General features: G+C 41.8%; 18 protein-coding genes. 13 read left to right on the top strand and 5 right to left on the bottom strand.

Translation table 11 applies throughout. The annotated features are described in order from the left end of the window. Window positions 1-5 precede the first annotated feature (5 nt). The 3 genes from AC0YN7_RS26860 to AC0YN7_RS26850 all read right to left on the bottom strand — a co-directional run bounded on the left by AC0YN7_RS26860 (window position 6) and on the right by AC0YN7_RS26850 (window position 3,571). The gene (locus AC0YN7_RS26860) at window positions 6-794 is read right to left on the bottom strand and encodes a (2Fe-2S)-binding protein (protein ID WP_475813094.1); all 789 of its coding nucleotides are present in this window, start codon (window positions 792-794) and stop codon (window positions 6-8) included. A gap of 17 nt (window positions 795-811) precedes the next feature. After that, the gene (locus AC0YN7_RS26855; protein ID WP_475813093.1) at window positions 812-1,801 is read right to left on the bottom strand and encodes an ABC transporter substrate-binding protein; all 990 of its coding nucleotides are present in this window, start codon (window positions 1,799-1,801) and stop codon (window positions 812-814) included. A gap of 129 nt (window positions 1,802-1,930) precedes the next feature. Next, complete coding sequence (locus AC0YN7_RS26850; RefSeq protein ID WP_475813092.1) at window positions 1,931-3,571, bottom strand: helix-turn-helix domain-containing protein; 1,641 nt, start codon at window positions 3,569-3,571, stop codon at window positions 1,931-1,933. A 173-nt stretch (window positions 3,572-3,744) separates the two neighbouring features. Between AC0YN7_RS26850 and AC0YN7_RS26845 the strand changes: the two genes are divergently transcribed. The 4 genes from AC0YN7_RS26845 to AC0YN7_RS26830 all read left to right on the top strand — a co-directional run bounded on the left by AC0YN7_RS26845 (window position 3,745) and on the right by AC0YN7_RS26830 (window position 10,523). After that, window positions 3,745-4,035 carry a hypothetical protein gene (locus AC0YN7_RS26845; RefSeq protein ID WP_475813091.1) on the top strand — a complete coding sequence of 97 codons (291 nt, stop codon included), beginning with the start codon at window positions 3,745-3,747 and terminating at the stop codon, window positions 4,033-4,035. Window positions 4,036-4,208: 173 nt separating this feature from the next. Then, on the top strand, window positions 4,209-5,831 hold the full coding sequence (locus AC0YN7_RS26840; protein WP_475813090.1) for a hypothetical protein: 1,623 nt from the start codon (window positions 4,209-4,211) through the stop codon (window positions 5,829-5,831). 20 nt (window positions 5,832-5,851) lie between these two features. Continuing rightward, window positions 5,852-9,214, top strand: coding sequence for an ABC-three component system middle component 1 (locus AC0YN7_RS26835; RefSeq protein WP_475813089.1), 3,363 nt, complete (start codon window positions 5,852-5,854; stop codon window positions 9,212-9,214). 34 nt (window positions 9,215-9,248) lie between these two features. Further along, window positions 9,249-10,523 (top strand): hypothetical protein, encoded by a 1,275-nt coding sequence (locus tag AC0YN7_RS26830; protein WP_475813088.1) that lies wholly within the window; start codon window positions 9,249-9,251, stop codon window positions 10,521-10,523. A 5-nt stretch (window positions 10,524-10,528) separates the two neighbouring features. Here AC0YN7_RS26830 and hflX read toward each other — a convergent pair whose 3' ends face one another. Next, window positions 10,529-11,797 (bottom strand): GTPase HflX, encoded by a 1,269-nt coding sequence (gene hflX / locus AC0YN7_RS26825; RefSeq protein ID WP_475813087.1) that lies wholly within the window; start codon window positions 11,795-11,797, stop codon window positions 10,529-10,531. A 630-nt stretch (window positions 11,798-12,427) separates the two neighbouring features. Between hflX and AC0YN7_RS26820 the strand changes: the two genes are divergently transcribed. Genes AC0YN7_RS26820 through AC0YN7_RS26810 form a run of 3 tightly spaced genes read left to right on the top strand, consistent with a single transcriptional unit; the run spans window position 12,428 to window position 16,147 of the window. Continuing rightward, complete coding sequence (locus tag AC0YN7_RS26820) at window positions 12,428-13,561, top strand: endospore germination permease (RefSeq protein ID WP_475813086.1); 1,134 nt, start codon at window positions 12,428-12,430, stop codon at window positions 13,559-13,561. Next, window positions 13,521-15,005: a spore germination protein gene (locus AC0YN7_RS26815; RefSeq protein WP_475813085.1), complete on the top strand. Its 1,485-nt coding sequence runs from the start codon at window positions 13,521-13,523 to the stop codon at window positions 15,003-15,005. The genes AC0YN7_RS26820 and AC0YN7_RS26815 overlap by 41 nt, the downstream gene beginning before the upstream one ends. Next, window positions 15,002-16,147 carry a Ger(x)C family spore germination protein gene (locus AC0YN7_RS26810; protein ID WP_475813084.1) on the top strand — a complete coding sequence of 382 codons (1,146 nt, stop codon included), beginning with the start codon at window positions 15,002-15,004 and terminating at the stop codon, window positions 16,145-16,147. Before AC0YN7_RS26815 ends, AC0YN7_RS26810 begins: the two co-directional genes overlap by 4 nt. 215 nt (window positions 16,148-16,362) lie before the next feature. Here the strand turns inward: AC0YN7_RS26810 and AC0YN7_RS26805 are convergent, their stop codons facing one another. Next, window positions 16,363-17,235, bottom strand: coding sequence for an AraC family transcriptional regulator (locus AC0YN7_RS26805; protein ID WP_475813083.1), 873 nt, complete (start codon window positions 17,233-17,235; stop codon window positions 16,363-16,365). Window positions 17,236-17,455: 220 nt separating this feature from the next. Here AC0YN7_RS26805 and AC0YN7_RS26800 point away from each other — a divergent pair, with 220 nt between their 5' ends. The 6 genes from AC0YN7_RS26800 (at window position 17,456) to AC0YN7_RS26775 (ending at window position 23,620) form a co-directional block, all read left to right on the top strand. Continuing rightward, window positions 17,456-17,776: a UxaA family hydrolase gene (locus tag AC0YN7_RS26800; RefSeq protein WP_475813082.1), complete on the top strand. Its 321-nt coding sequence runs from the start codon at window positions 17,456-17,458 to the stop codon at window positions 17,774-17,776. After that, window positions 17,773-18,933: a UxaA family hydrolase gene (locus AC0YN7_RS26795; protein ID WP_475813081.1), complete on the top strand. Its 1,161-nt coding sequence runs from the start codon at window positions 17,773-17,775 to the stop codon at window positions 18,931-18,933. The genes AC0YN7_RS26800 and AC0YN7_RS26795 overlap by 4 nt, the downstream gene beginning before the upstream one ends. Before the next feature lie 371 nt (window positions 18,934-19,304). Further along, window positions 19,305-20,879: a hypothetical protein gene (locus tag AC0YN7_RS26790; protein WP_475813080.1), complete on the top strand. Its 1,575-nt coding sequence runs from the start codon at window positions 19,305-19,307 to the stop codon at window positions 20,877-20,879. Window positions 20,880-21,102: 223 nt separating this feature from the next. Next, window positions 21,103-21,795 (top strand): N-acetylmannosamine-6-phosphate 2-epimerase, encoded by a 693-nt coding sequence (locus tag AC0YN7_RS26785; protein WP_475813079.1) that lies wholly within the window; start codon window positions 21,103-21,105, stop codon window positions 21,793-21,795. Window positions 21,796-21,809: 14 nt separating this feature from the next. Next, entirely contained in the window at window positions 21,810-22,670 is an 861-nt protein-coding gene (locus AC0YN7_RS26780) for a MurR/RpiR family transcriptional regulator (RefSeq protein WP_475813078.1), read from the top strand. 65 nt (window positions 22,671-22,735) lie between these two features. Next, window positions 22,736-23,620, top strand: coding sequence for an ROK family protein (locus AC0YN7_RS26775; protein ID WP_475813077.1), 885 nt, complete (start codon window positions 22,736-22,738; stop codon window positions 23,618-23,620). Window positions 23,621-23,693 lie beyond the last annotated feature (73 nt).

Genomic DNA, 23,693 nt, shown 5'->3' with positions numbered 1-23,693 from the left:
TCTATTCAGAAGCTACACTTCGCTCTAAGTAATGCTCGATCCTTTTCTTTCAATCGCGGGCAAGAATAACAGTAGCCGAACTCAGCATCCAATCGATATGCAAGACAGCAGGCTGTTTTCATTAACATCTTTTGATCAGAGTTATTCGGGTTTTCAATAAATCTCAGCTTAATATCAAAAGGATTTTTGCGGAGTCCGAACGCATTTGCATCGACACCATGTGTTAGAATTTTATAAGGATAAAGGATAAGCTCCTTGCTTTCCTCATCTGAAGCTTCGGCCAGCTCTTCTTCCATTTGAGCATATAATGTATTGATTATTTGTCCCCATAATGGAATGACGCTTATTTGGGCCAATTGGGACAAGACTTCTATTACAGGTCTTACTTGTTCCCTATAAAATGAATAGAGTACTTGCTTATACCAAGCATCGCGGTTCATATTCGGAATTTTGATATATCGCACTTCGTTGATTTTAAAAGAAAACAAGGGGTACTGGTTTCCTGTATATAGTTGTACGGATAAATTAGATAATGACAAATCCAGAATGTTCCCATCACCGTGAAACAACATGTTCTGCATTGCCGCACACACTCCCGCATACCAGCTGCAGAAGAAGGCAGCGGTTGTTGTGCGTTCATCTGCTTTGATAAGGGGACCGTAGGTGTCAATCAAGCACAACATATTTTCCTCTTTAACTAGGTCGAGTGCAGGCATGATAAGCACGGCATTGTTCGGCTCATTCAAAGTCAGAAAAAAATTCTCTTCCAATTGTTTAAAGTCCACCGTGTCCATCGCAAGTCACTCCATTACTATCTTATTTCTTCAAACGCATGAAGAACATCATCAATGGCATTACTGTCTGCCAATGGAGACATGCCCAAACTAAACCATTCCTTGCCACCCATGATGTAAACCTGGTTTTTCTTTACTGCCGTCATATTTTTCCACAACGTACTATCCATCAATTCTTTATACCTTTTCTGAACTTCTTCACTGGATTCATCGTCAAGCTGTAAAATGATATGGTCAGGATTATATTCAGGTATTTTTTCTAAAGAAATCGAAACGCTTAATTCATTCTGCGGATAATTTTTAACAGGTTTCAAGCCTAATTCCTTATGGATGAAGCTGCCCCGATCAATATTTTCTCCATAAATAACCAGTTCTTTTGACATGATCATCATATACATCACCGTCTCGTCTCCAACGAGGGCATTGAGTTTTTCCTTGGCTTCATCTTTTTTTAGCTGCAAATCTTGAATGACTTTCTCAGCCTGATCCTTCTTATTGAACACCTCAGCAATATCACGCAATTCATCACGCCAGTTATCCCGTTGTGGTAATAGAACGGTTGGTGCGATTTTGGAAAGCTGATCATAGTCCTTATCTGACCACCAGACGGGCGCAATAATGATATCCGGCTCAGCGGCTAAAATTGCTTCAAAATTAGGCGTTTGGGCAATCCCCGTCTTCAACGTATTTTTAAACGCGTCCTCAAGATAGGATGGGAATTCCTGATGATAGTTTTGTACCGCAACCGGGGTCACTCCGAGTGCATACAAAAACTCTGGATAAACTACAGAAAGTCCTATGACTCTTTTGGGCTCAGATGGAATGCTGATGTCTCCTTTTAAACTTTTTACTACATGCTGCTTATCGGATACACTTGCATTGGATTTACCGGAATCTCCAGATGCCGCGCCAGTACTCGGATCAGTATTCTTGTCTGCACAAGCAGTACTAAACATTAATAAAAATAAGATAACTATTCCTACCATCAATCGTCCAAATCGTTTCATCCTCTGGTGCCCCTCTTGTAAATTGTTATTTGCAAATGACAACCTTAAAATAGTATTGATTATCATTATCACATAAAAGGAGTATAAATGATTTTGTAATTTCGGAATATTGACAATACCGACAAATTATTATGCACGATTCCGCCAAAGCTTCAGAGCTTCATCGAGTAACAGCTCATGGGTAAATGCTGTATATTCTACCCAAGGATAGGGGGGGAGGTAGTCAACCCGGTTGTTTTTGACTGCTTTTAGACCGCGCCAATGTTCAGAGTACATGAGCTTTTGCCAACTGGATTTTGACAGGGCATCTTCGTCCAAGATGAGCAATAACCGATCCGCGTCGATATCTGCCAGTTGAACAGGTGTAACCTGCTGATCTGGTTTCATACGATCTACACCACGAGCGGGAACAATGTGCAAGTCGTCGTAAAACACGGTATCCAAGCTTTTATAACCCAAAACGTTGTATCGATCTCCAGTGATTCTCAGAATGAGGAGACTGTCTTCCTTGAACGTGTATTTCACCTGTTCCCTTACAAAACGTGCCTTTCGCTCATAATTTTCAAGCCAGATTTCCGCAACTGTTGTTTTGTCCAGAAACTGTGCAATTAAGCGTAAATGTTGGCGCCAATCGTTCTCCATCCAAGGCACGAAAAAAGAGCGGGCGATATCATTAATCCTTGCCTGTTCCTCGGCAGGCACAAAGATATCGATTCCGATAATAAAATCGGGATTAGCGAGACCAAGTTCTTTCCTCTTTATCAAACTATTTGAACTTAACGGCAGTACCGAACCCGTTTGATACTTTCTCAGGTAATAATCGGTCCATGGGTGATCGGCCGGTGCGGCACTAGGAGTGATTTGAAGAGGTATCAGTTGACCGATATTCAACATATGGTAAGCTACGATTTTTTGCCTATTGCTTCTCATAAATGCCGCTGGAGGTATACCTGAAATCTGTTTGAATTTGCGACGAAAATAAACATCATCTTGGTAACCAACATGCCGGGCGATATCCTGAAGGCGATATTCTCCTCCTGTCCTCATAAGCTGTTGCGCCTGCTTGATCCGGAAGACTGCCAAATATTCAATCGCGCTGCAGCCATATCGTTTCTTAAATAACCGCATGAAATGACGGGAGCTGATCCCCGCTATCTTGGACAAATGTTCTATCGTCAGTTCTTGTTGATAATGCTGCTCTATATAGGTTTTCACACATTCAAGCGCCGTTTCCAAATCATTTCCTTGTACGAGAAGAGCATCTTGCATGATGTTATACAGAACTTCTTGAAAGAGAATTTGACTGCGAAATCGTTTCATTCGGTCTTCGTCTTGTACGCAGTCGCAGATGGTTTCGCACAAAGCGTTAATGGATACCGGAGAAGAAACGATAACTTCTCCTTTTACCGGGAAAGGACTGTCTCGTTTGACTATCTGCATAGGATTGTCTGAAGATTCTATATTCCTAATAACATCGAATCGCAAATGATAAAACCCACGCTCATCCAATGAGTACGCTTCGGCTTCGACAAGTTGACCGGGTGTACAAACATAAACACTTCCTTCACGCAACTCGATGAATTGCCCGTCAACGTTCAGCCAACCCTGGCCGCTTGCCGCTACAAAAAGCATGTGTGATTCGATAAACTGAAGCTTTAATTCCCATTCATTCGTATTGTTCTTGATATGGCTGATCTCCCGAAGCTTAAACCACATGTCCTCGAGTGAAATATATTTGGTATTTTCAGTGCTCCTATCTATATCAATCATGCAAAATCACCGTCCTTTTTCTTAGGAACATTCTAGCTCACAATTGTTCACATCGCAATTGTAATTCCGTTCTTGAAAAATCCCCAAAAGTCCATTTTTAGGTATTAGAAAGCGACTAAATTTTAATATATGAAAATATACTCTAAAGGATAAATGACGGGAGGTTTTCACCCATGCTAGAAATTAAAAAAAGGTCAGTTATTCTTGAAATGGATAGAAATGATCTCTGGCAAATCGTTACCGCACTCAAAAATGGAATCATGAACGAGTCAAAGTTGAAATGGATTTCATATTATCAAGGTGACTCTGAAAGAGACTTTATTCATTATGTGCATAGCAATCATCATCTAGTCTTTAAATATCTCGAAGAAATGTACTCATTTTTAGATCGAACGGACATTTTGGAATCCTTTGAGCGTGAATTAATCATCTTATTCCACAATAACCGAGAGCAAGGAAATTGATTCTATTAACCTATGAAAGAAAGGTTTACAGTTGTTTATTGCCCATGTAAAATATTGTTAATGGAAAAATGTTTATTGGGAGGTGCATTCTGGTTAATTTCATGCATGTTTCCGACATTATTCCCTCTCACAGTGGGCTGCAGGTTTGTATTTCAGATAGCAAGCCAATTCAGGTGCTTCAGTGGCAATGCCAAGGCGAGCCAACAGCCGATCTCGTGAGAGGGGTTTATACGACAACCCCGTTTCATATCGAAAAGGCAATCAATTTCGTCCGATTGGCGAAAGAAACATGTTCCGAACTAGTCTTGACACCGGAATATTCGTTTCCATGTGAGGTGCTTGACAACATCGTTGGAAACCGTGAACTTTGGCCTGAAAAGGGCTCATTATGGTGTTTGGGCATGCAAGGATATGCACGGCAAATGTTTTCTGAAAAACTCGAACAGTGGACAAGTACAGGAACCACTCTCGTAATACGTAGTGCTTTTGAGCGAATAGTGATGCGTCACTTTGTGGATACACTCATTTACTTGTTTTTATTGGATGACGGTCGACTTTGCATACTCCCTCAGTTTAAAACAACTCCTATGTCAGATCAATGGAATGAATATGAAGTTAGAGGCCTCTGTACCAGTGATTTAATTTATATATTTGACCTTTATGGAGAAAGCGATGATCAAAATCGCTTTTTGTCCATTCTATGCTCGGACGCGCTTGGTGTTCAAGTGCAAGATATTCTTGATGAAACAGAAGGCAAGCACCTTACCGTCTTTCATGCACAGTTAAATCAGGAACCGAGACATCCAGATTTTCGATCATTTCGCAGTTCTTTTTTTAATCGGAATGCAGGCAGGGAAATTCGACTCATAACCTTAAACTGGGCTGAAGGAACGGTAATTGATGGTTTACAGTTCAGTAAGCCCTGGTCAGCCTTTTATAAAAAATCTGTTCGAGGTGAAATGGCAGAGCAAGTACTAAGGACATCAAACCATAATAAAGGTACTTATTATGCGTTGTATCATTTTACTGAGATATGGTATTCCAATAGAGAAGAGCACTGCAAACGGTTTGATATCAACAAAGGGTTTCAACTGGGCGCTACTTATGCAGCAATAGCTCATAAGGAACCAATTACGCAAGATTACTTTTTGTATAATGCTGCTGAAGGCTCTTGGGATTCTGTAATCACAGACCGTCAACAGGCTTTGACTGAACTCATTCAAAGCCACGGTTCAGATTATGACTTTCCATTAGGCGCATCTCCTCATGACAGCGACGCATTTTTCGGACTCTGTTTTGGCCATTTCCTAGAAGGAGAACTAAGGGCAGAAGACGATGAGCTCGTCACCAGACTAATCTCTGGTTCAGATCACGAATCCGATCAGAAAAGACGTGCCAAGGCCGTTCAATATAGGAAACTCATTCAATTGATCAAAATGCAAGAGTTTCCACTAGAGTTTGAATACTTGATCGATAATCATATGTTTTATCTAGATTCATCAACGGCGGAAGAAAAGATGAAGTATGGAAATGTATACCAGAAAGATGTTGCTCCTGATCAGAGAAATCCATTTCTGTCAGCCCTCTTCATGATCTCTGGATACACTAGTAAAGATGAAGTTGAAAAGCAGGTTGATATACTCAGTAAGAAGTTACACCCCAATCTTCGTAATAGAATAGTTGTCTATTATTTTTCACATGAGACGGAACGTTATGAATGTTTTGATGAGCATTTGATGCAGACGAGAATTGATAAAGCGACCTATTCCAAATCACTAAGTTCTATTAAGGGGTAAGATTGTTAAAGGAGGATAAAATGACACTCAAAGATTTATTACATCGTCTTCGTTTTGATAAAGAGGTCAAAGGTGAGACATTCCACTTTCGTAACGAGACGTATGAGTTTTTCCGAGTAAAACGGTCTGAAGAATTGCTGCCCAGCATCCAATTCTCGGAATATTTCTTTATGGAAGTGTCTGAAGCAACGATGACGAAGATGACAGAAGATGAGAATCTTTCTTATTTTCGCGAATTCCAAACAAAACTGTTGTCAAAGCCGTTCTTTTCCTATAAAAGCGACGTACGATGGAATCTCTATTTCATCTTGGTGATTGAGAGCTACGAGTTTTTGAAGGATAGCAATATGGTGCATAAAATAGAAAATGACGCCGATTATGCACGTAAATTTATTGCTACCCCGGACGATGTTTTTAATTGGTTGGATAAAGAATGGTTACAAACCGCTGCAGCTGACAAAACGGATCTGGTGGATCCTTTACAAGAGTGGAGTAATCATTTGGAGCCGCTCCAGTTAACAGGATGCTTGACGCACTCTTTTGGGAAAGAGCATGTTAATCAATATCTAACCGGACTACCCTTTTTTTCTGAAGAAACAGCTCCGACGAGCCGAAGAAGCCGGACTTATGAGGACTATGAGGAAAAAATAGGAACAATTAATTCGATTTCCTTCGATGGTTTTCGCAAACACTGTTTTGCACATCTTGATCCCATTCATCCAACCAACGTTAATTTGCTCCATGGTTCGAATGGTTCTGGAAAAACATCCGCAATGGAAGCAATCGAGCTAGCTCTCACCAATGACATTAGGCGATGTTCCGAATTTGGTGACTCAGTGGAGGAAACGGCAGATCAATTACAAGTATTGTGCAGGACAGAATCAGGTAAGATGCTCCCGTTCCAATCAGGAAAACCAGTGGCTTTATACAAACAATTAGCTCAATCTTGGTATGGTGTAACGTCTGGTCGGCAATCCGAGCTCAACTATTATTTTCATCGATTTAATTACTTTGATTCCGAGGCTGCATATCGGTTTGCGCTTAGCGAAAGCGGTAACGGGGATCATGAAAAGTTCGATTACTCTGATAATTTAAGCCGACTTGTCTTTGGCGATTCGATCATTGCAACCCAGAAAAAGTGGCAGCGTTACAAAGAGGAGTTTGATGACCAATTAAAGGCTTTGACGAAACAAAAGACTGAAGTAAGTTCGTTAAAGACAACATTAGGTGAGAAGATCACCTCAATAAGTCATACAAAAGCAGCACAGCCGATCGATGTGGACAAGTTGTTAGCGTCCATTCATTTGCGTGAGTCAAAAATAAAGCGAGGAGCAGCAGAAACAGTATTGGAGCATTTGGAGAGTCTTCACTTCCTTTTGAAGTCAGTAGAGCCTCGTCGGAAAGAAATAATAGATTTTCCTATCCCCAATATCGCTCTGACATTGGAACAGATTCAAACCCAACTGCTGCTAAGTCAGGATAAACTCGACTTATTGACGATAGACAAAAAAAGTAGAGTAGAACTTCAACAACAGTTAAAATCAGAACAAAATCGAATTAGTTCGGAATTAATGAAAAATGGGGAGCAGAAACTCCTTCTGCAACAAAGCCTTGATGTTATCAAAGGGCAACTGCAAGAATGGAAAGAAATTCGTAAAGTATTAGAAGGACGTTCGCATGTTCAGAAACGAAGAGATTTGGAACAAAAATCGGAACTGCTGAATCATAAACTCAGTGCCTTGCAGAACTTCGAAGCTCGTTTTATCCAGATATCTTCTATGACAAAACATGATCTGTTCTTGCTGCCACTGGAACAATTGCAACAATTACAACGATCGTTGGAAGACAAAACAACACTATTGAAGCAATTGAAAAACCAGCTTGAGGGCTTAGAAAAACTAATGGGCGAAGTTAATACACTGATCTCACGTCTTCAACATATGGGGACAGATTACCTTGAAATGAAAGGGAATGCAACAACCTGTCCGCTCTGCAGTCATGATCATGGTACGCATATCGAATTGAATCATGCGATTCAATCTGCTAATAAGGTTAATGGGCAAGGAGATAGCAATTTAGACGAATTGCGTCAAAGTATCGAATCTTTACAAGCAGACATTGATCTTCTTAATGAAAAGATTGAGCATCAAAATTTGAATAGTCGTAATGCGGAGCATGTAGTGGAAGCTTACATGGCGCTGACAAATGATCTTCAGTTTGATATAAATGCTAGTCTACAAAAACCCGAGGATCAATTACAGTCCGTACATAACTTATTGGCGGCACAGAATGAATGGAAAAAGCAACGAGATATGATTCAGAATCAACTGCAGGTATTTGATGAAACAGGATTTAGCAATACTGAAATCATACGAGCAGAACTATTTCAAAAAGAAAATAACCTATACAAGGGATACCTCAAGCTGCAAACTGCTGATTCGTTTGAGGAATATGGTATCGCAAGGCGAAATGAATTGCAAAACGAAGCGATTGAATTAAACCATATATCAGCACAGCTCCGCAACCAGGGTATAGACTTGCAGCACCGTTTGCTGCAGATCTCTTTGGAAGAACTAAACAAATCCATTGCGGAACAGGAAAGTCAAATTAGTTTGTGGAACAATTTCAAAGAAGGTATGGAAACCTTGCTTCTGGATTTTGGTATTGAAAAGCATAACAATCTAAGAGCTTGGGCCATTCAATTGGAAAAGGTAATCATGCAAATTGGACTATTAATTGAAAGACATAAACACGACCAGGAACAAACGCGGCTGCAGTCTGAGTGGGAGGCAGCAGGAAGGAAGTTCGAAATACTTCAAGAAAAAATAGGACGCTGTGAATTAGCGTGTAAGGCTTTGGGCCAATTGAGAGCACTTAAAGCTTATACGGAAGAGTTCATCAATAAAAATATTGCCAAAATAGAACGGTTCTTTAATATGCTTCATACACCACGGGAGTTCGATGAAATTCATTTAAAGGAAGATGGATTAATATTGCACCGAAAGTGTGATGGACATGACGTAAAAGCTTTCCAGATGTCTTCTGGACAGCGGGCTTCATTGGCACTTTCCGTCATGTTTGCCGTACACCTTGCGGCCCCCAGCGCTCCCAAATTTATTATTATGGATGAACCTGTGGCCAATATGGATGATCTGCATCTTATGAATCTTTTGGATTTGCTGCGTGATCTTGCGTTGTCAGGTAGGCAAATTTTCTTTACTACAGCTAACCCGGATGTCGCAAATTTGTTCCGAAGAAAATTTAGTTTTTTCCAGGAACAATTTACTCACTTTGAATTCTCGCGTCACTCCGGTGAACCCGTACATATTCGCTCTCTTAAGTACTCACCGGATAGGGAAAATCCGTTATCCAACATTAGCTAGCAGCAATGTCAATTATGGAAAGGATGTTTTTCTGATGTCATCTACCTCTAGCACTCATATTCATTCTTTATTATGGAATCATTTCCATCACGGGGCTGGCGCAGCAGGTTACTTAAGAGGAAGAATTCCTGGCTTACCTCAATATCTGAAAGAGTTCTTCGCCAGTCGCTCCGATATTGAACGTCTGCAGCGGGCAGAATTGTTAAGTGAGCGCATCTTATCTTTAACAGACTTTGCGGATATGATCCCTTTGCGTTCTGCCGTGGCAACATTGGAAATTAAACGATTGATTGCCTATCACAAACAAACCGATCACACGGCTCATACCTTATATTTATTTTTACTTGGTATTTGGGTATACGATCATATTTCAGAAATACGTCAAGCAGTTGACGTATCCATAGACAGCAGTAAGCCTTTGAAAATGTTCATTTTTCAATGGACGTTTGCCTCACTCCTTCATGATGTGGGATACCTGTATTACGATTTTGAAAAGGGACATAACTCGTTATCATGGCACTTATTTGACGAAATGCTTTCAATTGAGTATTTCCAGCGATTTTCAGGAGATTTAAGTGAAAAAGCCAGAACAGAATTGAAACAACTATGGCAACAATTTTTAGAACGGTATAAGTTACCAACCCATTCGGATCAAACAAGTTCGAAGCAGCTCATTGAATCGTTAGATGATATTCCGTGGTTCGCCGAACTGCTCCAATTCAATCAATCTGGATTAGAAACGATGAATTCTAAACATAGTATTGGGCCTGGGTTACCTTCGTTTGCTTACCAAATGGCTTCCACTGGATACAATGGACATCCAGTCGTCGATCATGGTGTAGCAAGCAGTTTAATTTTGTTAAAATACACGTCAGTCTGGTACTGGTTGAGTAAACATGCGGCAGAAAGGTACCCTGCACTTCATGAGGAACTGAATGCACGTTTTCATTACTATCCGCATGTTTTGGAAAAACATGTCATTTCCGCTTGTAGAGCAGTAGCCTATCACAATATGCCGGGAATTATTTTTAGCCTTGAGCAAGAGCCTTTACTCTACCTAGCTGTGCTATGTGACGAGCTTCAGATTTGGGATCGTTTCCATTCAGGTTCAGAACATATTGACAATTGGAAGAATATTAAGCACTGTATGGCCGAAAACATAGAGGCGGAACTAATCGTTAGTGAAACAGAGGCACCTATGCTTCATCTTATGGCTTCACAACCACATTACGACAAACTGCTTGGCAATTTAGAGAAAAGGGTAGCGAAATGGGACCGTTATGTGCAGATTACTAGGATAGACGATTAAACTCATTAATCAAGCTGATAGAAGTCATCTCTATATTGTTCAAAGTCGGATACTCGACACTCGAGCTTAAGACGGGTACCATCCGGCTCATAGTTTGTTGATAGAATATGAGCATGTTCATTGAAGTACGCAACCAATCGACCTTGTTCATACGGGATCACGATTTCACATTGCATGTAATTCTTGAAAATGTGTTCACGTATCAGTTGAGTGAGCTCCTCGATTCCACAGTTCTGCTGAGCAGAAAGATAGACGAGATTTTCTTTCATTAGAGGGTAAGGATACTCCGTCAAGTCTGATTTGTTATAAGCATAAATCATGGGGATGTGATCAGCTCCTAGTTCCTTCAAGGTGTCATTTGTAACGTCAATTTGCTGTTCGAATTCGGGATTGGCAATGTCTACGACGTGAATCAATAGATCTGCCTCAGCGACTTCTTCCAATGTAGATCGGAAAGCTTTAACCAAATGGTGGGGAAGCTGACTCACGAATCCGACCGTGTCCGTCAGTAAGAATGATTTACGGTCGGGCAGGCTGACGCTTCGAACGGAAGTCTCCAATGTGGCAAACAACATGTCTTTGACAAATACTTGTTTTTGCGCCTGTGGGTTATATGACTCGATGATGGCGTTCATTAAGCTTGATTTGCCCGCGTTTGTATAGCCAACCAGACAAATAACGGGAACCTCGTTTTTTCGGCGCTGTTTTCGTTGAGTTTGCCGTCTGGCTACGAGTTTCTCCAGCTCCGATTGCAGAGCTGTAATTCGGTCTTCGATTTTACGTCGGTCGAGCTCAAGTTTAGTCTCACCGGCGCCTCGATTTTTAAGCCCAGCGCCGCCTCCTTGACGACCTAGCGATTCACGCAGTCCTACTAGTCTTGGCAGCATGTATTGGAGTCGGGCAACCTCGACTTGAAGAAGGGCTTCTCTAGTTTGAGCCCGTTCCGCAAAAATATCGAGAATTAGTATCGTCCTGTCAATCACTTTGCATGCAAGCGATGATTCCAGATTTTTTATTTGAGAAGGGGTCAGCTCATCGTTGCAAATGACGACGGAAGCGTCCTTCACTATAATTAGCTCACATAATTGTTGGATTTTACCCGTTCCGATGTAAGTGGAGGGGATTACACGAGTAACTTTCTGGCTAAGCTCACCAACAACCTCAATGTGGCACGCTGTGGCCAGGTTTTTCAGTTCTTCCATTGCATATGAAAAATCAGGGTGGTTTAATGTATGAACCCCAACGATAATCGCTTTCTCTTTAATTTGTTCCATCGTTCATCATCCTTTCAAGATGGGAAGTAAAAAAAAAGAGACAACACAAGCAGGATGCTTGTGTTGTCTGTAGTTGAGGACCCGGATTACTATATCGAACGTAAAAAAACACGCACGGATCGGTTAATAAGGAATATTCACCTTACTTCAAGCCGCGTTGTTTGATCACCGATAGGAGTAACCAATAAAGGATATAAATGGACAAACTTATCCTGAGTCCTCTGTACACAGACAGAATCTTGAGCGCTATTCAATTAGCCGCGCAAAGATCTAACTCGGATAAAATCTATCACACCTAACCCCTCCGTTCCTTAAAGTAAGCTGATCTTAACATATTGCTGAGATTCCTTGCATCCCTAAAAATAATTATAATCATCTTTTACCTGAATTTCACATCATGATTGTTTTTTTCTTAACGTTAGCAGAATGCCATAGAAGCGTTCTGCTTTTTTTGCTGTGCAACTGGATTTAGAGATCAACGATCAACTTGTTTGGCTAGTCAATGCGACGGTTATCGGCTCAAAAGAGAAGAATGGGGAAAATCTTACCCCAGATCCGTATAGAAACATGCTAATAATACCAGAATAGAGAAGCGGTACATGGATTGTATAGATATGGATGTGATAGAAGTTGGCTAGTTCAAGTAATAAAATCAGCTTTACACAAGTATTTATGATGTTTTCGTTAATGAACGGCCTTGCTAGTCACGTTATAGTTAATCCGATGATCCTGTCTGCATCAAAAAGAGACTCATGGATTACAGCTCTGGTATCGGGTGGGGTGTTTCTTATTTGGATTATGTTATTGGTGTGGCTGATGAACCGATCCGGTTTCCAGGAGTGGAAGCTATGGTTATCCAGTAAGGTAACACCTGTTGTTGCATGGCTTCTTATTCTGCCTGTTTTCGTACAGATGTACTTAATTGGCGGAATGACAGTCATTCATACGACTGCCTGGCATATTACTAATTATTTGCCTTTAACCCCCAGGATGCTCCTTGTTGTATCATTGGTGTTATTTTGCTTGATTTTGTCACTATGGGGTTTACGAGTGATTGCCATTGTATCCGGTGTGCTGCTTCCGATTGTCGTTGTTTTAGGTATTTTCGTAAGCTCCTTCAATGCGCCGATGAAAGATTATTCACTTCTAAAGCCTGTACTTGAACATGGTTGGGGGCCTGTGTGGGATGGAATGGTTTATTCTGGAGCGGGCTTCGTGGAATTATTGGCGTTGATCCTAATCCAACACCATTTGAAGACGAAAATTCGGATCTGGCAGTTGCTTATGTATGGAATATTCTCAATCGTCATATCGCTGGGTCCGATTATCGGTGCGATAACAGAATTTGGTCCATTAGAGGCTGCACATCAGACGACTTCTCCATATGAGCAGTGGAGGCTAGTGAAGATTGGTCAATATATAGAGCATCTAGACTTTTTAACTATCTTTCAATGGCTGTCTGGTGCCGTTATTCGGATTAGCTTATCTGTATTTATATGTGTTGAATTGCTTTCGATTCGTAAAATACGCAGTCGTTATTGGGTAATTGTCGCGATTATGTCGAGCTATGTACTTTTGTCACTGTATCCTGTTAACGAATATTCCTTTTATTTGTGGATGGCTCAATATTATATGCCAATTTCACTTACAGTTATATTATCTATCTCATTCCTATGGATGATCGTCGCACTGTTCGTAGGATCTACCCCAAGGAGGGAAAAAAATGAATGGACAGTCAATGACGAAAACAAAAAAATGGGATGAGGAGAGTTTGACTGCACTTTTCGCCGGCTCTTCTGATGTTAAGATTCAGGCTTGTAAGTTCGGAGAACGAGAAAGTGAAAGTGAAGAAGTCGTGATCGCATTTGCTGAAGGATTGAGCAATACGGCGGATATCGGCAAGTTCATCTTACCAGAGCTAAGCAGTTTATTTAAGAAACAGGGCTCATTCAAAGATCCGATTGATCATTTATCAAATGCTCTGTCGATAACAGAATTGTTAGAGGCAACACCGGATGAATTATCGGAGACCCTTTTCCAAGGGGATCTACTGCTCTTATTCATAAAACAAAATAAAGTGGCTTATGTAAGCATTGCGGACAGGCCAACGAGACAACCTTTCGAATCCAGCACGGAAATTTCGATAAAGGGTCCTAGGGACGGTTTTGTAGAAGATATTACTGTAAATATTGCTTTGATTCGTAAGCGGCTTCGCAGCCCCTCTCTCCATATTGAGAACATGTTATTGGGAAGAAGAACAAAGACGAAAATCGGAATTCTATTCTTTTATGACATCGTTAATCCGTCTACTTTGAAAGAACTACGTGATCGATTGAACAAGATCGATGTTGATGGAGTATTCAGCATGAGTCACATAGAGGGATATTTAAACAATACAAAGTTAAAGCTATTGCCGATTATGGACTTTACGGGGAGACCGGATTACGCTGTTCAAAGTTTGCTGGCGGGCCGGATTGTGATTGTTGTGGACGGACTGCCTATGGTCATGATTGCACCGGCTGGTCTAAGCTTAATTTTAAAATCTCCAGAAGATGCTCATTTTAACTACGCGTACGTTTCATTTGCGAGAATCATAAGGGGTATCAGTCTATTCCTGTCTATATTTCTTCCAGCGATCTGGGTTGCGCTTGTGTCATTTCATCAAGATCAGATCCCATTTCAATTGATGGCCACCATTTCTATTACTCGGCTGGGATTGCCGCTTTCCTCGCAGATGGAGATGTTTCTTCTGTTAATGCTGCTCGAAATATTCAGGGAAGCAGGTGTGCGGCTTCCTAACGCAATTGGTCAGACACTGACTTCAATAGGGGGACTGATCATTGGTGATGCAGCAATTCGCGCTGGCTTAGTTTCCCCTTCCGTTGTAGTAGTAGGAGCCATAACCGCTGTTTCAGGAGTAACTCTTGTGAATCAGACGCTAAGCACCCAAGTTAGTATTATGCGACTTTTCTTTTTTTTCATATCGGCAATTCTTGGCATGTATGGTGTCATCTTGGGAATGGTACTGCTCATCGGTTACATGGGGAATTTAAGATCGTTTGGCGTAAGCTACTTGGCGCCACTCTCGCCTCTGACAGTAAGGGAATTGATAATCTCGTTCTTAAGATTGCCATGGGATAAGATAACCAAACGACCTACCGTTCTAAATACTGTTGACAGTGATAAGAAGAAGGAGGATACGAAATGAAAATATTCCTAGCAATGGGTATGCTTTTGTCCAGTATCTTGTTTCTAAATGGTTGCACAAAACTACCGGAAATCCAAAACATGGCGTATGCTACAGCCGTCGGTGTTGACTTTGATAAAGGGAAATGGATTGCATATGCGCAAATACTTAATTTCTCGAATATCTCCCATACCGAGCAAATGAATCTTGGAAAACCTGTTCCGGTATGGGTTGGTAGGGGTGAGGGGGAGACACTCGCCTTAGCGTTGACGGATATAAGCAGGACAGCACAACTGCAAATATTCTGGGGACATCTTAGAGTGGTAGTTATGTCGGAAAATACGCTCAAGAAGAGCGTAGTTGATGTATACAACGCGATTAATCGCTATAGGGAAGTACGTTATAACATTTTGTTATATGGAACGAACAGGGAGATACCGGAAATATTAACGCAGAAATCACTTCTGAATTACTCACCTCTTAGTACGGTCATGTTCACATCCAGTAAATCGAACTCGCCATTATTTCTAATCATTCCTGTCACCGCTAATCGCGTAATTGCAAATTTGAACGAGCCTGGTGATCCAGCGATGATTCCTTCGATTGATATTGATAACGAGGATTGGAAAGAAGATAAAAAAACCAAACCGATGTTTAAGTTGTCGGGGGGGTATTTTTTTCAGAACAACAAAATGGTTGCATGGATGTCAGAAAGTGATCTGGAAGGGATGAGGTGGGCGGAAAAAGGGCTGAACCGTATGCCGCTTCGAGTTTCTGCTAACGGCTCGACAGCTGCGACCATCATGTTTACTTCCGCTAAGATGAGGATTCAATCCGTTGTCGAGAAAGGTGACATTCGGTTTAATCTGAAAGTTGATGCAAAGGGCTATGTGATGGAGCTCTTGCAAGACGTTACAATGGAACAACTGAATGAAAGTGCCGCTGAAGCGATTAGAAAGGAAATAACATCCACCTATAGCAAAGCAATTAAGCTCAAGATTGATCCTTTTCGTCTCAGAGAGTCGCTATATCGTTCGTCACCCTTGGAGTTTCGCAAGTTGTCCGATACCGATGCGTTCTTTTTAAGTAATGATTCACTGGGAAAAGTTCAAATACATGTATACCTAACTAGTACGGGTAAATACAAGGGTACAGAGAAGTAACTCTTTGGAGTCTGTAAGATTGTTTCAATAATTTAACCTTTGGAGCGGCAGTTCAGGGCATTGTTTTTACGCCCTTGACTGCCGTTACGTTTCTGCACATGGTTTCTGATGAAGATATGACCTCTTGGTCTGTTCCATTTATCCGCGTAATACCAGTACCCTCCGCCATATCTCTTCAATTGGTATAAACCATCCAACTTTTCTTAAATATTGATTTAGCTGTGATGTATGACTGGCATCAAGCAGCTTCGTTTGTATCCGATAGGCGTCGTTCCTGTTAGTTTTTTGAATGTACGATGAAAATGAGGAAGACTCTCGAAGCCGCACTCATTTGCTATCGCGTGAATTGGGGCATCCGTGGAAAGGAGAAGCTCCTTAGCATGGCTTATTCGTTTGGCCGTAACATATTCTGTAAGTGTCATTCCCGTTAGAAGCTTGAAGACACGTGTGAAATGAGAAGGATTCACTGCTGCTTTGGCGGTCAGTGTGGACAAGCTAACATCCCCAAAAGGGTGCTCGTCAATAGTGCGCAGCGTTATCTTCATCCAATCAGGTGCCCCAGTGCTTTTTCGTTCTGACGCGGAAAAGGGGATTTGCCGGTTTAGCATGAGCAGCAGTTGGAGGAGATGAAGCAAAACGGCTTCTCGGCAACCCGGTCTATCGACTAAGAGCTCATAGTTGATATGAACCAGCAAAGTTTCAATAAAGCTGCGGTCGGAAGTGTCCGTGCACTGCTTATGGCTTTTCCCTTTATTCGCCTGCTCGAAGCATTGTACGTAAGAAAAGGTATCACCTAATGAGTTCAACTGTACGATTCGTCCATGAAAATAAATGGCACTAACCGTCAAACCTTCATCAGGCAATGCACGATGGATGGTGTTGCCGGGTAGAAGGAATAAATCGCCGGGTTCCATCGTATAGAAGGACCCATCAATAAAAAAAACGCCTTTTCCTGTATGGACATAGACGATTTCATGCCAATCATGCAGGTGATTGGGCAGTTCATTATGTGTATCCTTTACCGCGCGGTAAGAGAATTCGATCGGAAAAGAAGCAGCAGCATCGAATTGTTTTCGAATAGGCTTCATATAATGGAACCTCCTTTATCATGCTTTGTTACTAAAAAACAATAGTGTTTGATACTAGTGTAAATGCTATTTTCGTAATAGTCAAAATTGGGTACTAATATGCGTTATTTCGCAATTTTCATAACCTAAATGCTCGATTATGATGAAAGAAAATCGTTGAAGACGATGGTCGTGAAGCGATTAGTAATCAACGAACTTGAATAGAAGGGGATGCTGATTGATGCAACAAATCACAGATGGGGTCGACGCTTTGATTATGGATGACCGGGATCATGTTGCTACGGCGCTGCGTGATATAAAGGCAGGAGAAGCGGTCCGCTACAGAAATGGCCATGGTATTCATGAAATAACGGCGATTGATCCCATCCCGTTCGGCCACAAGCTGGCGATTGAAGAGCTGGTAGAAGGTGTGGAATTGCGGAAATACGGGGAAACCATCGGTCGCACAAGTATTGCAATTGCGGTTGGGCAGCATGTTCATGTTCATAATATTGAAGGAATTCGTGGCAGAGGCGATAAAGCTGGAGAGGTGGGAGCATGAGCACATTTATGGGTTATGAAAGATCAAATGGAGATATAGGCATCCGCAATCATTTGCTTATCATTCCAACGGTCATTTGTTCCAATCAGGTTTGCAATCGGATCATGCAGTTTGTTCCAGGTACCGTAGCGATTCCGCATCAGCATGGCTGCAGCCAAATCGGTGCGGACAAAGAACGTACATTCGAGGTGCTTGCAGGGACTGGAAAAAATCCAAATGTAGGCGGTGTTATCGTCATCAGTCTAGGGTGCGAAGTTGTTGACCCCTACGCGCTTGCAGAAGAAATTCGTAAGACCGGCAAGCCCGTAGAAGTAATCGATATCCAAATGGTGGGCGGATCGGTGAAGGCCATTCAGCAAGGTACAGAAATGGCGAAACGAATGATGGCGGAGCTTGAGCGACTACCAAAAGTGCCAATCCCGTTCTCTAAGCTGAAGGTAGCCGTGAAATGCGGCGGCTCTGACGCGACTTCCGGAATGGCCTCCAATCCGGCGCTCGGCGAAGCTGCGGATGCGTTGATCGAAGCAGGTGGAACGGTCGTCATCGGTGAGACGACGGAGATTATTGGTGCCGAGCATGTTCTAGCGCAGCGCTGTGCCACTCCAGATACGGCAGAGATGCTCTATCATATTGTGGGACGTTTCGAAAAAGAGGTGGAGAGGATGGGCGCTGATATGCGGGGCGGTAATCCGAGTCCTGGCAATATCGCTGGCGGACTTTCCACTATCGAAGAGAAATCGCTTGGTTGCATCAGCAAATGCGGAAAAGCTCCAATTAAAGGAATTATCGAATATGCTGAACAAGTACCGGAGGGCGGGCTTTACTTCATGGACTCGCCGGGTAACGATATTGAATGTGTATCGGGCATGGCGGCTGGAGGTGTTCATATCGTTTGCTTTACAACAGGCAGGGGAACTCCAACAGGGGCAGCCGTAGTACCAGTCATTAAGATTACTGGCAACAAGCGGATGTTTGAGCGGATGGAGGATAACATGGACGTCGACGTTAGCGCAATGCTCGATGGCACAATGAGCTTGGAGTCTGCGGGTGATCGGATCTGGCAGGAGATCATCGAAGTAGCGGATGGGAAATGGACGAAGTCGGAAACGTTAGGCCATCAAGAATTCAGTATTAACCGTATCGGGCCGAGCCTTTAGAAGCGGTTTGATCACTCTAGCTGTAGCTAGACGTCATAGAAGGAGGCTCTGACTCACTGCTGGCGTTAACCCGTTTCGTTGAGGAAGCTGCCGCTAGAGGAAGCGCATTAAAAAAATATAGTCTCTACCGAATAAACAACCGAGTAAGGCGTGGATTTCCAAGCTTTACTCGGTTGTTTTAAAAGTTATATTCAGGATCAGCGAGTATACGGCCCAGAGTAAATATTGTAATCAGATTATAGACAATTAACCCGATAAAACGTATTGTGAAATGAGTTGCCGTTGTGTGAGGTAATAGATATGCCAACATGGTAACGATACCATACAGATTGAGAATATGGTTAAACACATTTCCTAAGGAGGCTAAACCATTGAAAAACTATAAGTTTCAAGGAAGTATGAGCAAAGAAGTATTGGAAAGCTATCTATCGAGGGCTGTTACGGCAGCCGATTTAGTAAACAGTGACACGTTGGAGGATGATCTGCGCGCGATAACAAACATCGGCGCCAAGTTTCTAGGCAGGGCTTCTGGAGTTTGGAGCATGGAGCCAGATGATGAGGAGCATTTCCGTAAATCGAAGAATTTAGCAGATCGCGTTCATGCGCTGGATGCGGAAATTATATTACAGACTTGTATATTTGAAGTAGTATATACCGACGTGGAGAAGGTCAAAGTTCCGAAATGGGTATTTGATGCCTTTAATCTGACATATGAGGATCGAGCATTTCAATATGACGAGATGTTGTTCGACAACAGTCCAATTGGATATGGCTCAAATGGAACGTGCGCGATGCCTAATATCGATAAATTAGAAACACAAATGTGGTTCTACTTTAGAGCTATTCGTTATATTGAAGCGGGATTTGAAGCGATACATATGGGTCAAATCCACCTCTATACCGCAGATGATACGGGTTACAGGAAGACATATAGATTATTTGACATGGTTCGCAATTACGCGAGGAAAAATGCAAGGCGCAATATGGTTCTCCTTGATGCACATACGCATGGTGTTAATGTAGACGGAAAGCTGTTATTTGATTTTCACTCCATGCCTTATTCAAGAATGCCTATCCTGGATTTACCTGGAGAAAAACTTGCTCTCGTTAGGGAAGGTTATTTTGAAGGGGGAATGACTCCTAGTGGCTGGGCTGTTGAAGTGTTACCCATGCTGATGGAATTTGATAACTGGGGCGGGAAATTTTTTGAAGAAGAAGACCAGATTCCCTATGAGCAACGTGCATGGTTGGAGTGGTGGGGGTATGACCAAATTTCATGGTTTGCCTCGCAAGATGAAGAAAGCAGAAATAAATATTTGGAATATACCTTCAAATGGACGGCAATCAACAATGTAAATGCGTATTTTCAAATGCCGTTTATGAGAACGTTGGGCAGTTGTCGAATCCAGATGCAGGCTACTGGGACAGGTAGAGAAATGATTAGTAATTGTTATAAAGCAAATTTGCCTAGTGAAGCCTGTACATTAGGATTTGGGCAAGAAGAAACCATTAAACGAATCTGGGCGTCGGAGAATAACTTAAGAGAACGAGCAGGAAACCCGTCGTTGATCAATAATTATGGAGCGGAGGATAAATATGATCCGGTAACGGGTGTAAAGCTGCCCTCGAGAGTCATTCTATTTGGTAATTTCCAGCATCAATTAGGTGGAATCAACCATGATTCGAACAATGAGGTGACACGAATGTATAGTGTTGGAGATGGCTTGTACAGGTTAAGCTGTGTTTTTCCATTCAAGGGGGAATATGAGTTTGCTGTAGCACCTTATGGCACTTTATCATCTATCTATTCTATCGACAGCTATCCTAGAAGTGGATCTTCTACCAAAGCCAATCTGCTTATTGAACAGGATAACACAGTTGTGGTTTTCACATTCAACTTTATAACTAGAAACGTAGAAATTAAAACCATTGTAGGAATAGATTAATACATGTACATGAGTTAAGTTATTAGTTAATAAGTAATTGACAGAGGATATTTTAACCATTATCCTGTTGATAGGAGGAAATATCCTTTTTATAATTGAAAAAAGGAATTTTAGTTTTTCACAAGAGAAAAGGCGATCTCAATGGGACTTTTAAAGGATGATACAATAAACTTTCATATGAATATGATTACGAAATAGTGATCCATTTTAGGAGTGAAGTATTGTGAGAAGTTTAATATCAGGTAGGGGACTAGTAGTTTCTTGTCAGGCCTATGTTGGAGAGCCATTGTATGGCCCGCAGCATATGGTAGAAATGGCTAAAGCTGCAGAACTTGGCGGTGCTTTAGGTATACGAGCTAATGGGGTTCCAGATGTAGCGGCAATGAAAAAAGTCATACGAGTACCAATTATCGGATTAAATAAAAGAAATATTGAAGGTAGTGACGTGTATATTACTCCAACTTTAGAAGATGCCTTAGCCATTCACGAGGCGGGGGCTGATATCATTGCTATTGACGGAACTAATCGATTACGTCCCGACGGTAGAACGCTAAGAGAAACAGTAGATGAATTAAAGAGAAAAAACATTTTTATAATGGCTGATATATCGACTTACGAAGAAGGGCTCTATGCTGCGGAAATAGGAGTAGATTATATTTCGACGACACTATCCGGTTATACGCCATATAGTCCTCAGATGGACGGGCCTGACATAGAATTGATCGCTCGACTGGTGAAATCGTTTAAAACACCTGTTGTAGCTGAAGGGAAGTTTAGTACCGGTTCCGAAGTGAATGAGGCATTGAATCTGGGTGCACAATTTGTAGTGATTGGTAGTGCGATTACGCGTCCCAGATCTATCACAGAAAAATTTATCGAAGAAATAAATAAAAATCAGTTTGTTTCAGGAAGCTAGAGGTGGATTAGCAGATGATTGGTGCGAATGAGAAGGGAAAAACATTGCTCAATATTCGCAGCCACTTCAATGGACTGACGAAAACAGAACAAAAGGTAGCAAGTTACATTCTTGAAAATGCCCAGGATATCATTTATCACTCTATTACTGAATTGGCGGAAAAAGCCGATGTTGGTGAAACGACGGTATTGCGGTTATGCCGCAAGCTAAAATATGAAGGATTTCAGAATTTCAAATTATCGTTGGCGCAGGATTTGGTCATGCCAATTGAGAATTTGCATCGTGAAGTAATGGAAGAAGACGATTCACTCACATTAACTCAAAAAGTTATCGCCACGCATATCCAAACGCTAGAGCAGACTCGTGAATTAATCAACTACGATCAATTGAGCAAAGCGATTGAAGTCTTAGTCAAAGCGAGACATATTAATTTCTTCGGAGTTGGTTCCTCGGGGGAAACGGCGATTCAAGCTGCACATACCTTTATGAGAATAGGCAAGTTTAGCAGCGCGAATACGAACACACATTTTCAAGCGATGGAAGCTTCACTTATGTTAAAAGAGGATGTCGCTGTAGGAATTTCGATTTCTGGTAGTACGAAAGACACCATTGATAATTTAACTTTGGCTAAGAAGACTGGTGCTAAAATTATCGTGATAACGAGCAATGCACGTTCGCCGATTACGAAAGTGGCGGATATCGTATTATTGATCGTCGCAAGGGAAAATCCTTTTCAAAGCAGCTCATTGTCTGCCAAAACGTCACAACTTGCAGTCATTGATATTTTAAATGTAGGCGTATCGATCAAAACTAAGGATCAAGCGATTAAATACAGAGAAATTACAGCTAAAGCCACTTCGGATAAGCTTTATTAGCCTATATCTACAAAGCGTTATTGACGTAATAATGATAGGGCAAGTGAATAGAAGGGTTGGGGGATATGAAAGCAATCGGTATCGACATCGGCGGTACATCAGTTAAAGGGATCGTGATTGACAGTCAAGGGAAAATTTATGATCAAACCCGACTGGCCACAGATGCGGTTAAAGGAAGAGATCATATTCTCCAGAAGGTTAAGGCTGTGATTGAGGATCTTTTGCCATCACATCGAGATATAATCGGTATTGGAATTGGTACGGCGGGAAGAGTCAACGTGGAGTCAGGCGAGATCGTTTATGCTACGGATAATTTGCCGGGATGGCAAGGAACGAACCTGAAAACGATTTTTGAAGAGGAATATAAATATCCTGTCACCGTCGATAATGATGCGAATACCGCTTTAATCGGAGAAATGTGGCTTGGTGCAGGAGATGGCTTTAGGGACTTGACTATGTTAACTTTAGGAACTGGTGTGGGCGGTGCCAATATGGTACGTGGCGAGTTAGTTCGCGGTGCGCATTGTAATGGTGGAGAATGGGGACATGTTATTTTCATGCCTGGTGGTCGTCCGTGTAATTGCGGTCAATTCGGCTGCATTGAACAATATCTATCGGGAACAGCTCTTGTTCGTTCAGCGCAAGAAGCCGCAAATTATCCGTATACAACAGGGATGGAGGTTATAGCGGATTTTGAACGTGGGCATTCGCCGATTGTAAAGGTAGTACATCAATTTGTTGATCATTTGGCAATCGCCATTCATAATATCCATCTTGGACTTAACCCTCAAGCGATTCTTATAGGAGGGGGCCTAGTCGACTCGCAAGCGATATGGTGGGATCTCCTGCAGGAACGAATAGCAGCTATGAGGCTGGATATCAACGTGAGAGCAGCAGAACTAGGCAACGAAGCGGGTACGATTGGAGCAGCCAAAATGCTTTTGGGATAGAAATCACGGAAGATCTGATATACCTTAGGCTATAATCGACGAGGGCTCAAAGTGGAGCCCTTCTTTGCTTTGC

Source organism: Paenibacillus sp. J31R122 (assembly GCF_056269185.1).
Note: the sequence above shows the minus strand (reverse complement) of the source record. Positions and strands in the feature narration are given on the sequence as shown.

Coding starts and splice junctions, on each gene's coding strand:
- AC0YN7_RS26860 (WP_475813094.1), bottom strand. CDS start 794: ATGGACACGGTGGACTTTAAACAATTGGAAGAGAATTTTTTTCTGACT.
- AC0YN7_RS26855 (WP_475813093.1), bottom strand. CDS start 1,801: ATGAAACGATTTGGACGATTGATGGTAGGAATAGTTATCTTATTTTTA.
- AC0YN7_RS26850 (WP_475813092.1), bottom strand. CDS start 3,571: ATGATTGATATAGATAGGAGCACTGAAAATACCAAATATATTTCACTC.
- AC0YN7_RS26845 (WP_475813091.1), top strand. CDS start 3,745: ATGCTAGAAATTAAAAAAAGGTCAGTTATTCTTGAAATGGATAGAAAT.
- AC0YN7_RS26835 (WP_475813089.1), top strand. CDS start 5,852: ATGACACTCAAAGATTTATTACATCGTCTTCGTTTTGATAAAGAGGTC.
- AC0YN7_RS26830 (WP_475813088.1), top strand. CDS start 9,249: ATGTCATCTACCTCTAGCACTCATATTCATTCTTTATTATGGAATCAT.
- hflX (WP_475813087.1), bottom strand. CDS start 11,797: ATGGAACAAATTAAAGAGAAAGCGATTATCGTTGGGGTTCATACATTA.
- AC0YN7_RS26815 (WP_475813085.1), top strand. CDS start 13,521: ATGAATGGACAGTCAATGACGAAAACAAAAAAATGGGATGAGGAGAGT.
- AC0YN7_RS26810 (WP_475813084.1), top strand. CDS start 15,002: ATGAAAATATTCCTAGCAATGGGTATGCTTTTGTCCAGTATCTTGTTT.
- AC0YN7_RS26805 (WP_475813083.1), bottom strand. CDS start 17,235: ATGAAGCCTATTCGAAAACAATTCGATGCTGCTGCTTCTTTTCCGATC.
- AC0YN7_RS26800 (WP_475813082.1), top strand. CDS start 17,456: ATGCAACAAATCACAGATGGGGTCGACGCTTTGATTATGGATGACCGG.
- AC0YN7_RS26795 (WP_475813081.1), top strand. CDS start 17,773: ATGAGCACATTTATGGGTTATGAAAGATCAAATGGAGATATAGGCATC.
- AC0YN7_RS26780 (WP_475813078.1), top strand. CDS start 21,810: ATGATTGGTGCGAATGAGAAGGGAAAAACATTGCTCAATATTCGCAGC.
- AC0YN7_RS26775 (WP_475813077.1), top strand. CDS start 22,736: ATGAAAGCAATCGGTATCGACATCGGCGGTACATCAGTTAAAGGGATC.